This window comes from Pseudoxanthomonas sacheonensis, from assembly GCF_010093305.1.
GTDB classification, from domain to species: domain Bacteria; phylum Pseudomonadota; class Gammaproteobacteria; order Xanthomonadales; family Xanthomonadaceae; genus Pseudoxanthomonas_A; species Pseudoxanthomonas_A sacheonensis.
This window is the reverse complement of sequence record NZ_PDWS01000030.1, coordinates 1-11,888: the sequence shown is the minus strand read 5'-3', so window position 1 is coordinate 11,888 and position 11,888 is coordinate 1. Positions and strand designations below refer to the sequence as shown.

The window sequence follows — 11,888 nt, the reverse complement described above, 5'->3', positions numbered from 1 at the left end:
GAAAGTGGAGGCCTCCGGCATCGCGGTGGGACTGACGAACACGAAGCGTCGGCCCTGCTACTGGCAGCCGTACGGCAGGGTCGAGGCGAAAACACCGCTCACGTCCCCACCTCCCGCCGAGCCTGCAGTTCCGCCTCGCCCGCCGCCCGCGCGGCTGGCGCCCCCCCGGCCACCGACCACAGGGACGCCCCGGCGCCCGGGGTCCCCGCCCCCTGGCCCGCCCCCGCTCCCGCCAAACCCAAGCCCGCCGTCGTGAAAGTGGACCGCAGCCAGGATGAAAGCTCCTACGCCGAGCCCGGCAAGGTCGTCATCACCGATCTGGCGCTGGATCTGGCCATCGATTTCGACAAGAAGATCATCGGCGGCACGGCCACCTACAAGTTGAATTGGAAAGACAAATCCGCGACACAATTGGTGCTGGACACCCGCGCGCTGACCCTGTCCAAGGTGGAAGGCGACGACGGCAAGGGCAACTGGACGCCGCTGAAATACGAACTGGCCGCCAACGACAAGATCTTCGGCAGCAAGCTGACCATCGAAACCCCGGCGCGCAACCCCAGCGTGCGCATCGCCTACCAGACCTCGCCCGAAGCTTCCGGCCTGCAGTGGCTGGAACCGTCGATGACCGAAGGCAAGAAGCTGCCCTTCATGTTCAGCCAGTCGCAGGCCATCCACGCACGCAGCTGGGTGCCGCTGCAGGACACGCCCAGCGTGCGCTTCACCTACAGCGCGCACGTCACCAGCCGCCCCGACGCGATGGTGCTGATGAGCGCCGACAACGACCCGGCCGCGCCGCGCGATGGCGACTACAGCTTCAAGATGCCCAACCCCATTCCTTCGTACCTGCTGGCCATCGCCGCGGGCGACCTGGTGTTCAAGCCCATCTCCGCGCGCAGCGGCGTGTGGGCGGAACCGACCATGGTCGACAAGGCCGCCAAGGAATTCGAAGACACCGAGAAGATGATCGCCACCACCGAGGCGCTGTACGGCCCTTATCAGTGGGGCCGTTACGACATGCTGGTGCTGCCGCCCTCGTTCCCGTTCGGTGGCATGGAGAATCCGCGCCTGACCTTCGTCACGCCCACGGTGATCGTCGGCGACAAGTCGCTGGTGTCGCTGATCGCGCACGAGCTGGCGCACAGCTGGTCCGGCAACCTGGTGACCAACGCCAGCTCCAAGGACATGTGGTTGAACGAAGGCTTCACCACCTACGTGCAGTCGCGCATCACCGAGGCGGTATACGGGCAGGAAGCGGCGGAAATGGAGCGCCAGATCGACCAGGCCGATTTGGCCGAGGAGATCAAGAGCGCCGCGCCGGCCGACCAGCTGCTGGTGCTGGCGCCGCTGACCGGCCGCGATCCGGACGAGGCCTTGTCCGGCGTTCCTTACAACAAGGGCGCGTGGTTCCTGCAGTTCCTGGAGCAGCGTTTCGGCCGCGAAGTATTCGATCCATTCCTGCGCGGCTGGTTCACCGACCACGCGTTCCAGAGCGTCAACAGCGATCAGTTCGTCGATTATCTGCGCAAGAACCTGCTGCCCAAGAATCCCAGCGCGGTCACCGATGCCGAGCTGAACACCTGGCTCAACGAGCCGGGCATTCCGGCGTTCGCGCCGAAAGCGCAGTCGCGCGGCTTCGCCATCGTCGATACCGCGCGTATCGCCTGGCTGGGCAGCAAGACCCTGCCTAACGCGCAGATCACCTCGGTGTGGACCACGCAGCAGTGGGTGCATTTCATCGCCGGCCTGGGCGACAAGCTGAGCATCGAGCAGCTGAAGCAGCTGGACGACGCCTACAAGTTCACCGGCACCCAGAACGGCGAAATCGCGATGCGCTGGTATCCGCTGGCCATACGCAGCGGTTATGCCGAAGCGCAACCGGCGATCGGCGCGTTCCTGGAACGCGTGGGCCGCCGCAAGCTGATCATGCCTATCTACGAGGAACTGGTGAAGACGCCCGAAGGCCTGGCCTTCGCCAAGCAGGTCTTCGCCAAGGCGCGCCCCGGCTACCATCCGATCACCACCGGATCGGTCGAAGATCTGCTGGCCAAGACGGAAGCCGGCAAGTAAACGATGCGTTCGCGCCGCCGCACTCTGAAAACGGTCGCCTTGCTGGCGGCCGTTTCCGTTGGTGCGATGGCGGCGTGGCTGTGGCGCGATCCGCTGGCGCTGGTCCATGCGGAGTTCGCACGGCAACGTTGGGTGGCGGGCCTGTCGTTGCGGCAGGCGCAGGTGGCCGGCCATCGCTGGGTGTATGCGGTGCGCGAAGCCGACCGGGCCGATGCACCCACCGTGGTGATGATCCACGGCTTCACCGGCAGCAAAGAGAACTGGTACCCGCTGGCCGAAAAGTTGCGCGGCCGTTATCGGCTGGTGATCCCGGACCTGCCGGGCTGGGACGACAGCGAGCGCATCGAGGGGCAGGACTACGGATTCGTGGCGCAAAGCGAAAGGGTCGCCGCCTTCATCGATGGGATAGCCAAACGGCAGGGCAGCGAAGTCGTTCTGCTCGGCCATTCGATGGGCGGCGGCATCGTCGCCCTGGCCGCGGCCGACCATCCGCAAAGCGTGGCGCGCGTGGGCCTGTTCGACGCTGCCGGGGTGCGTTTCAAGGACAACCGGTTCGGCGCCGAGGTGCTGGCAGGCAAGAACCCGTTCGGCGTGGAAGACGAAGCGTCGCTCAAGCGTTATCTGGATACGGTGTTCTATATCGACGCCGCCAAGCCCTCGATCCCATGGCCGGCATCGCGCGCGGTGATCGATTGGCGCAAACAGCAGGCCCCATTCGAACAAAGCGTGCTCGACAGGATAGGGCGCGGTGACGAGCGTTTCCTGCCGGGCCAGGCCGCCGCGCGCATCCGCCAACCCGCCTTGCTGTTGTGGTGCCGGCAGGACGCGGTGATCGATTCCAGCGCCATGGATCTTTATGCCGCGCAGATGCCGCAGGCAAGCAAGGTATTGCTTGACGGTTGCGGACATATGTCGATAGTGGAAAAACCCGACGAGGTCGCGGCCGCGGTCGAGTACCTGATCAACAAGGGAGAGCCAAGATGAAAATCAGCCCGAAGAAGATTGGCAAGAGGAAGAATGCCGCCTTCCTGCTCTTCTGCGCCCTCGCATTGAGCGCTTGCGGCGACCGCGAAGCCGAGCAACGCGCCGCCGCGCAGGCGCAGGCCGCCGCGCAGGAAGAAGCGGCCGCCGCATTGGCGCGCGAGTACGACAATGCCGTTACCAGCCAGAACTGGGACATGGCGCGCGTGCACGGCGCGGCGCTGTTGTCGCAGTATCCCGACAGCGAGGCCGCGGTGAAGATGAAGGCCGGCTACGAGGACGTGAAAGCCAAGGGCGAAGCCGCGCGCGAACAGCGCAGGCTCGCGGCGCTGTGGAACTACGCGCAGGTCGCCGCTCCCGGCGGCACCCAGAAGTCGGCGATGATCTACAGCAAGGATCCGGTCGATCTGGACGGCAGCGGCGCCAGGCCCGTGCAGCTGGTCTTCCGCGACCATCCCAAGTGGAAGCGCAGCGCCTACCTGGTGCTGCAGGCCAGCGATTTCCGTTGCGCGGGCGGCTGCAACGTAAAGGTGGTCGCCGATGGCGCGGCGGCGAAGTCGATGGCCGCGTGGCGCCCCGATACCGACGAAGCGATCGCCATGTTCGTGACCGACTACAAGTCGCTGTGGCGATTGGCGGGCAAGACGAAAACCCTTTCGATCGAATTCCCCGTCAAGGGCGGCGGCACTCGTACCGCGACGTTCGAGACGGGTGGCCTGGACGGCGCGCAGATGCCGGGTTGGAACTGATCCCCCATTCGTAGCAAGTCGACGCATCTCGTAGCAAGTCGACGCATCGACCTCCCCCTTTGAAAAAGGGGGATCGAGGGGGATTTGCTTTTGCTTTGCCCTTGATCTTGCCCTCGCCTTCGCGAAGATCAAGAGCAAATCCCCCGTAGCCCCCTTTTCCAAAGGGGGGCGCTCCGTGTTCTGCTTCTTGTCCCTGTCATTCAAGCTCCTTGCAGAACATAGGGCGGGCTCAAGCCCGCCGAATGCTGTGTGGGACCGTGCGGCGGGCTTGAGCCCGCCCTATGCGTTTTATGCGTCCCATTCCGTCTCACGCAGCGTGTTGAAGCATTGTCCTCCCCCTTTGAAAAAGGGGGATCGAGGGGGATTTGCTTTTGCTTTGCTCTTGCTCTTGCTCTTGATCTTGCCCTCGCGAAGATCAAGAGCAAATCCCCCATAGCCCCCTTTTTCAAAGGGGGCGCTCCATGCTTCGTTCCTTATTTCCTGTCAATCGAGCTCTTTGCAGTAGCGGACAGGGTCATCACACCATCTCCGGCCATCCGGAGTATGCTCGGCCCAAGACGAGCGCGTGCGTATCGAGCGCGCCGCCAAGGCGACGCGACGCCGGAAGCGCGCGCCCGGTAACCCAGCGACGCATCGCCGCAGCGGACGGCAGGCGTGCGTCACGCGGAGGCGACCATGCTCTCCCCACGACTTCACCACTTCCTAGACGAGCGCCACGGCCACTACACCGCGCTCACCCACGAACGCACCATCACCGCCGACCAGACCGCGGCGGCGACGCACATCGGCAGCCGGCATTTCGCCAAGACCGTGATGCTCAAGGTCGACGGCAAGCTGGCGATGATGGTGATGCCCGCGTCCTACCGCGTGGACCTGTTGCGCCTGTCGCGCGCGCTGGCCGGCAGCGAGGTGGAACTCGCGCAGGAAGACGAATTCCGCGACGCGTTCCCCGATTGCGAACTCGGCGCGATGCCTCCGTTCGGCAATCTCTACGGCATGCCGGTCTACGTGGATTCGCGCCTGACCGGACAAGCCGAAATCGCCTTCAACGCCGGTTCGCACACCGACGTGGTGCGCATGCCCTATAGCGAATTCGAACGCCTGGCGCAGCCGGAATTGCTATGGCTGGCGCATGTGATGTGATTGGCGCGGTAGGGTGGGCCTTGGCCCGCCACTCCGTCAGGCGTTATCGCGAACAGGTGGATGGCAATGGTGGGCCAAGGCCCACCCTACGCAATCCTTACAGCGAATAGCCGAACTGCTGCTTGAACTGCTCGGCGAATTCGGCGTAGTCGAAGCGCTGGTTCTGAGTGCCGGGGTGCTCCACCTTCAGCGCGCCCATCAGATTGCCCATGCGGCCGATGGTCAGCCAGTCGTAGCCTTTCTCGATGCCGAAGATCAGGCCGGCGCGGAACGCGTCGCCGCAACCGGTGGGGTCGGTGACCCGGCGTTCGTGCGCCGGCGGGATGTCGAAGGTCTTTTCCGGGGTGTGGATCTGCGAGCCGTGCGGGCCGCGGGTGGTGATGTAGGCCTTCACCCGCTGCATGATCTCGTTCTCGCTCCAGCCGGTGCGTTCCTGCAGCAGGTTGGATTCGTAGTCGTTGACGGTGACGTAGTCGGCCTGTTCGATGAAATGGCGCAGCTCGGCGCCGTTGAACAGCGGCATGGCCTGTCCGGGATCGAAGATGAACGGGATGCCGGCCTCGGCGAATTCGGTGGCGTTCTGCAGCATGCCCTCGCGGCCGTCGGGGCTGACGATGCCGAAAGTGACGCCGGGCACGTTCTTCACGTGGTTTTCGTAGCTGCGCATCATCGCCCCGGGGTGGAAGGCGGTGATCTGGTTGTTGTCCAGGTCGGTGGTGATGAAGGCCTGGGGGGTGAACAGTTCTTCGATCACCTTGACCTGGCTCATGTCGATACCCTGTTCGACGAACCATTCGCGGTACGGGCCGAAATCCTGGCCCACGGTGGCCATGGGGATCGGTTCGCCGCCCAGCAGCTTGAGGTTGTAGGCGATGTTGCCGGCGCAGCCGCCGAACTCGCGGCGCATGCGCGGTACCAGGAAGGAGACGTTGAGGATGTGCACCTTGTCCGGAAGGATGTGGTTCTTGAACTGGTCCGGGAACACCATGATGGTGTCGTAGGCAAGGGAACCACAGATCAGTGCGGACATCGGGCGGTCTCTTCAATGAGGAAAGTCGCGGCCGGCGGGCCGGACTACGGCCCAGGCGGACACCTCGGCGGCGCAAAGGTTAACGGTTAGGCCATGCGCAAGCCAGCAGTGGGCGAACTGCGCAGCGAACGAACGATCGCGCCGGATGTCCCGAAACGCCGGAATAGTACGGTTTTCCCGAGATTTTCCCTTGCCGCCCCCCGGGGCGGTTGTTAGTCTAGCGAACCCCCGAATTCCCCACCGCGCGGACTTTGCGCCGCGTCGGCACAGCAGGACTCTTCCCTCGATGTTCTTCAAGAAACTCCGCGGCATGTTCTCCAACGACCTGTCCATCGACCTGGGCACGGCCAACACCCTGATCTACGTGCGCGGCCAGGGCATCGTCCTCAACGAACCTTCGGTGGTGGCGGTGCGCCAGGACCGCGCTTTCGGCGGCACCCGCACCGTGGCTGCCGTCGGCGCCGAGGCCAAGCAGATGCTGGGCCGCACCCCCGGCAACATCACCACCATCCGCCCGATGAAGGACGGCGTGATCGCCGACTTCACCTACACCGAGGCGATGCTGAAGTACTTCATCAAGAAGGTGCACAAATCGCGCTTTCTGCGCCCCAGCCCGCGCGTGCTGGTGTGCGTGCCGGCCGGTTCCACCCAGGTGGAGCGCCGCGCGATCAAGGAATCGGCCGAAGAGGCCGGCGCCCGCGACGTCTATCTGATCGAAGAACCCATGGCGGCGGCCATCGGCGCCGGCATGCCGGTCACCGAGGCGCGCGGCTCGATGGTCATCGATATCGGCGGCGGCACCACCGAAGTGGCGGTGATCTCGCTGAACGGCATCGTCTACTCGCAGTCGGTGCGCATCGGCGGCGACCGCTTCGACGAGGCCATCACCAACTACGTGCGCCGCAACCACGGCATGCTGATCGGCGAGGCCACCGCCGAGCGCATCAAGCTGCAGATCGGCTGCGCCTATCCGCAGCCGGAAGTGCAGGAACTGGAGATCTCCGGCCGCAATCTGGCCGAGGGCGTGCCGAAAATGATCAAGATCAGCTCCAACGAGGTGCTGGAAGCCCTGCACGAGCCGCTGGCCGGCATCGTCAGCGCGGTCAAGCTGGCCCTGGAGCAGACCCCGCCGGAGCTGTGCGCGGACGTGGCCGAACGCGGCATCGTGCTGACCGGCGGCGGCGCCCTGCTGCGCGACATGGATCGCCTGATCTCCGAGGAAACCGGCCTGCACGTGCAGGTGGCCGACGATCCGCTGACCTGCGTGGCCCGCGGCGGCGGCCGTGCGCTGGAGCTGGTGGACATGCACGGCAACGAGTTCTTCGCTCCGGAATGACGAGGTCGGGAATGGGGAATCGGGAATCGGGAATGGCAAAACCTGCATCGCCTCCCGCCTTCGATTCGTCAGGCCCGTCCAATGTCTCTTCGGATACGCGCGCCGTACCCGACAGGCACCACGCAGTTTCCCATTCCCGATTCCCGATTCCCCATTCCCGGCCTTAATCCGTGCCCTCCTACGCCGGTCCTCCCGTCACTGCCCGTCCAGGCGAAGTCGCCAGCACGCTCAGGCTGTTGGGGTATCTGGCGTTGGCCATCGCGCTGATCATCTTCGATCACCGCGGCGGCTGGCTTTCCCAGTTCCGCGTTCAGGCCAACATGGCCACCCAGCCGCTGTGGTGGCTGGCCGGCCTGCCCGGCAGGCTGGGCGCGCGCATGCAGGACGATGCCGGTACCCGCACCCGCCTGACCACCGAAAACCGCAACCTGCGCAACGAGCTGCTGATCGCCAACGCGCGCCTGACCCGCCTGCAGACGGCCGCCGCCGACAACGCACAGCTGCGCGCACTGTTGGGCGCCGCCGAAAGCCGTGGCCTGGATGTGCAGCTGGCCCCGATCCTCAACATCGACCTCGACCCGACCCGCCAGCGCCTGGTGCTGGATGCCGGCAGCAGCGAGGGCGTGCACGTGGGCCAGGCGGTGATCGACGCCGGCGGTCTGATGGGACAGATCATCGAAACCACTCCCTCCCATTCCACCGTGCTGCTGCTGACCGATCCCGACCATGCGGTGCCGGTGGTGGTGTCGCGCAATGGCGTGCGTTTGATCGTGTACGGCCGCGGCGATCATCTGGAACTGTCCGACGTGCCGCTGAACACCGACGTGAAAACCGGGGACGTGATCGTCAGTTCCGGTCTGGGCGGGCGGTTTCCGGCCGGGTTTCCGGTGGGAACGGTGACCGCCCTGCGCCCGGACGACAGCCGCGCGTTTCTGGTCGGCGAGCTCAAGCCCGCCGCCCAGTTGAATCGCGGCCGCGACGTGCTGCTGTTGCGCTCGGCGCCGAAGGCGCTAATGGGGAATAGGGAGTCGGGACTGGGCGAAGCCGCCGCATCGAGCCCCTCTCCCCCCGGGAGAGGGGTGGGGGAGAGGGTAGGGGGTGAGGCGAATGCTGGCACTGGCGTTGGACCGGCATCGCCCGCTGTCGAAAATGCGAATCCGCAGTCGTCTGCAGGTTCCCGTGTAAACCGTACCCTCACCCCAACCCCTCTCCCGCCGGGAGAGGGGCTCAAGACCGCGCCTGCGCAATCCTCGTCGAACCAGTCTCCACCCACCCAGCAGGAGCCCCGCCCATGAGCCGTCAGCGCAGGGGCTGGATCCTGCCGGTGAGCATCGTCATCACGCTGTTGCTGGGCCTGCTGCCCTTGCCGGGCATGCTGCAGCCGCTGCGCCCTTACTGGCTGGCGCTGGTCATGGCTTACTGGGTCATCGAAGCGCCGGACAGCGCCGGGCTGGGTTTCGCCTTCGTGGTCGGGATCATCGCCGATCTCATGTTCGGCGGACTGCTCGGCGAACAGGCGCTGCGTCTGGTGATCATGACCTTCATCCTGCAAAGGTTCCGCGCGCGCCTGCGCTTTTTCCCGACCTCGCAACAGGCGCTGGCGATCGGAGTGCTGCTGCTCAACGATCGCGTGGTGACCGGCGCGGTGCATCTGGCGCTGGGCGAACCGGCGTTGCCCTGGAACTACTGGTGGGCGCCCGTGCTGGGCATGCTGCTGTGGCCGCCGCTGTTCCTGATGCTGGATGCGCTGCGCCTGGGCAAGCGCCAGTAGCCATGCGGCCCGCTCGCCGACCGTCGAAGAATCCGCATGCGGAAGCCGAACAGTTCCGCCGCCGCGCGGCGCTGGGCTTCGTGGTGGTTGCGCTCGCGCTGCTGGGACTGGCGGGGTGGTACTTCAAGCTGCAGGTGATCGACCACACCGAGTACGCGACGCTGTCGGAGGCCAACCGCATCAAACCCAAGCCGGTGGTGCCCGGCCGCGGCAGCATCTTCGACCGCAAAGGACGGCTGCTGGCGGAAAACGTGCCCGCGTTCCGCCTGGAAGTGATGCCGGAGAAGGCCGGCGACCCGAAAAAGCTGGTCGCCGAACTGGGCAGGATTTTCGTGCTCACCCCGGAAGACATCGAGCGTTTCGAAGCCACCCGCAAGGCGACCCGGGGCTTCCGGCCGATCACGCTGAAGCTGCGTGTCAGCGAAGAAGAGATGGCGCGGTTCGCGGTGGACCGCTGGCGCTTTCCCGGCGTGGAGCTCGAGCCCTATCTGACCCGCCGCTATCCGTACGCCGATCTGTTCGCGCACATCGTCGGCTACGTGGCGCGCATCGACGACAAGGACCTGGAAACCCTGGGCGAAGGCAACGCCGCGCTGACCCATATCGGCAAGACCGGCCTGGAACGCTATTACGAAGAAACGCTGCGCGGCAAGATCGGCTACGAGCAGGTCGAGACCAATGTCGAAGGCCGCGCCCTGCGCACGGTGGGGCGCGTGCCGGCGCAGGCCGGTTCGGACCTGCGCCTGAGCGTGGACGCCGACCTGCAGCTGGCCATGGTGCGGGCGTTCGGCGATCTGGAAGGTTCCGCGGTGGCCTTGGACCCGCGCACCGGCGAAGTGCTGGCCATGGTCAGTCTGCCCAGCTACGACCCCAATCTGTTCGTCAACGGCATCTCGCATGCCGATTTCAACGCGCTCAACAGCAATCCTTCGCGTCCGCAGTTCAACCGGCTGGTGCTGGGCGGGGTGGCGCCGGGTTCGACAGTCAAGCCGTTGACCGCGCTGGCCGGCATGGACAGCGGCCTGCGCAAACCCGAGGACCGGGTCCTTTCCACCGGCATGTTCCGCCTGCCAGGCATGACCGGGCGCGGCTGGGGCGACTCGCATCGCGGCGGTCATGGTTGGACCGACGCGCGCAAGTCGATCTACGAATCGGTCAACACCTACTACTACCGGCTGGCGCTGGACATGGGCGTGCAGCGCTACGACGAGTATATGGGGCGGTATGGTTTCGGCCAGAAGACGGGCATCGACCTGATGGGCGAAATCGAAGGCATCGTGCCCTCCCCGGAAAGCAAGCGGAAATACGCAAAGGAACGCTGGTACCCCGGCGATCTGGTCAATTCGGCGATTGGCCAGGGCCTGTGGAAAGCGACCCTGCTGCAGCTGGCGCGCGGCACCGCGGCCATCGCCGACGACGGCCTGATGCGCCGCCCGCACCTGGCGGCCGAACAGCGCGCCGGCTTCGACGCACCGTGGCAGCCGTTGCCGCAGCCGGCGCCGCTGCGCATCAGCGACCGCGCCGACCACGTACGCGTGGTCCAGGAAGGCATGGAAATGACCGTCGCCATCGGCACCGCGGCCAGCGTATTCCGCGGCTCGGCCTATCGTTCGGCCGGCAAAACCGGTACCGCGCAGGTGGTCAACCGCAGCACCGTCGCGGTCAACCCGAAATCGTTGCCGCTGTGGAAGCGCCACCGTGCGCTGTACATCGGCTATGCGCCGGCCGAGAACCCGACCATTGCGGTGGCGGTGGCGGTGGAAGGCGGCGGTTACGGCGCATCCACCGCTGCGCCGATCGCGCGCAAGGTCTTCGATGCGTGGTTGCTGGGCAAGATGCCGGAAGTTCCGGAAGTGCCAGGGTCGGAAAAGACCGACGCTGCCTTGAGTCCCTCTCCCGTTTCGAGCCCCTCTCCCACCGGGAGAGGGGTTGGGGAGAGGGTACGGGGTGAGGCGAATGCCGGTACTGGCGTAGAACCGGCTTCGCCCGCACCCGAAAATGCCAGGGCAGTGCAATCTGCTACTCCACGTGTAAACCGTACCCTCACCCCAACCCCTCTCCCAGCGGGAGAGGGGCTCAAGCCGAAACCGCAGGAGCGCACGCCATGAGCGAGATCCTGCGCTGGCTGGCCGACCTGGTCCGCTACTTCCTGCGAACCCTGGACTGGCCCTTGTTGCTGGCGCTCAGCGTGTTGATGGGTATCGGTCTGGCCGTGCTGTACAGCGCCGGCGGCGATGCCCAGGGCATGCGGCTGATGCTGGCGCAGGGCGCGCGCTTCGTGGTCGGGCTGGCGGCGATGTGGGGCTTGTCGCGGGTCACGCCTTCGCGCTTGCGCGCATGGACGCCCGGTGTGTTCCTTATCTCGCTGCTGCCGTTGATCCTGGTGCTGTTCATCGGCAGCGGCAAACACGGCAATCACTGGATCGACCTGAAGCTGTTCTATTTCCAGCCTTCGGAATTGATGAAACTCTGCTTGCCGATGATGATGGCCTGGTATCTGCACCGTGAGCCGTTGCCGCCGCGCATCCGTACCGTGCTGGCGGCAGGCGTGCTGATCGGCGTGCCGACCGGACTGATCCTGCTGCAGCCCGATTTCGGCACCGGCATGCTGGTCGCGGCCAGCGGCGTGTTCGCGCTGCTGCTGGCCGGCTTGCCGTGGTGGTGGGTGGGCGTGGCGGTGGGCGGGGCGCGTTTGTTTACCGCGCCGCTATTCACTTTGGCCTGGGGGGTGGTATGCGAGCCGGGGGCGGGGGGGATGTGGCTGGGGAGGAATGTGGTGTCGTGTGATAGCGAGGGGGCAGTCGACACCGG

General features: G+C 65.7%; 10 protein-coding genes. 9 read left to right on the top strand and 1 reads right to left on the bottom strand.

Annotated elements, in window-relative coordinates:
* Window positions 1–60: 60 nt before the first annotated feature.
* The 4 genes from CSC73_RS18205 to CSC73_RS18190 all read left to right on the top strand — a co-directional run bounded on the left by CSC73_RS18205 (window position 61) and on the right by CSC73_RS18190 (window position 4,940).
* Window positions 61–2,067 (top strand): M1 family metallopeptidase, encoded by a 2,007-nt coding sequence (locus CSC73_RS18205; RefSeq protein WP_163843514.1) that lies wholly within the window; start codon window positions 61–63, stop codon window positions 2,065–2,067.
* Between the two features lie 3 nt (window positions 2,068–2,070).
* Entirely contained in the window at window positions 2,071–3,051 is a 981-nt protein-coding gene (locus tag CSC73_RS18200) for an alpha/beta fold hydrolase (RefSeq protein ID WP_163843512.1), read from the top strand.
* On the top strand, window positions 3,048–3,797 hold the full coding sequence (locus CSC73_RS18195; protein ID WP_163843498.1) for a hypothetical protein: 750 nt from the start codon (window positions 3,048–3,050) through the stop codon (window positions 3,795–3,797). Before CSC73_RS18200 ends, CSC73_RS18195 begins: the two co-directional genes overlap by 4 nt.
* Window positions 3,798–4,472: 675 nt before the next feature.
* Window positions 4,473–4,940: an aminoacyl-tRNA deacylase gene (locus CSC73_RS18190; RefSeq protein ID WP_163843495.1), complete on the top strand. Its 468-nt coding sequence runs from the start codon at window positions 4,473–4,475 to the stop codon at window positions 4,938–4,940.
* A 97-nt stretch (window positions 4,941–5,037) separates the two neighbouring features.
* On the opposite strand, the gene CSC73_RS18185 is transcribed toward CSC73_RS18190, so the two are convergent.
* Window positions 5,038–5,970, bottom strand: a complete 933-nt coding sequence (locus CSC73_RS18185) for a carbohydrate kinase family protein (protein WP_163843490.1) — start codon at window positions 5,968–5,970, stop codon at window positions 5,038–5,040.
* Window positions 5,971–6,256: 286 nt separating this feature from the next.
* Here CSC73_RS18185 and CSC73_RS18180 point away from each other — a divergent pair, with 286 nt between their 5' ends.
* The 5 genes from CSC73_RS18180 to CSC73_RS18160 all read left to right on the top strand — a co-directional run.
* The gene (locus CSC73_RS18180) at window positions 6,257–7,306 is read left to right on the top strand and encodes a rod shape-determining protein (RefSeq protein ID WP_163843487.1); all 1,050 of its coding nucleotides are present in this window, start codon (window positions 6,257–6,259) and stop codon (window positions 7,304–7,306) included.
* 170 nt (window positions 7,307–7,476) lie between these two features.
* Window positions 7,477–8,601: a rod shape-determining protein MreC gene (gene mreC / locus CSC73_RS18175; RefSeq protein WP_163843484.1), complete on the top strand. Its 1,125-nt coding sequence runs from the start codon at window positions 7,477–7,479 to the stop codon at window positions 8,599–8,601.
* Window positions 8,598–9,077, top strand: coding sequence for a rod shape-determining protein MreD (mreD, locus tag CSC73_RS18170; RefSeq protein WP_163843481.1), 480 nt, complete (start codon window positions 8,598–8,600; stop codon window positions 9,075–9,077). The genes mreC and mreD overlap by 4 nt, the downstream gene beginning before the upstream one ends.
* A gap of 2 nt (window positions 9,078–9,079) precedes the next feature.
* Window positions 9,080–11,185: a penicillin-binding protein 2 gene (gene mrdA, locus CSC73_RS18165; protein WP_163843478.1), complete on the top strand. Its 2,106-nt coding sequence runs from the start codon at window positions 9,080–9,082 to the stop codon at window positions 11,183–11,185.
* The coding region (locus CSC73_RS18160; RefSeq protein ID WP_163843475.1) for an FtsW/RodA/SpoVE family cell cycle protein at window positions 11,182–11,888 on the top strand (707 nt) is incomplete at its 3' end. The genes mrdA and CSC73_RS18160, both read left to right, overlap by 4 nt.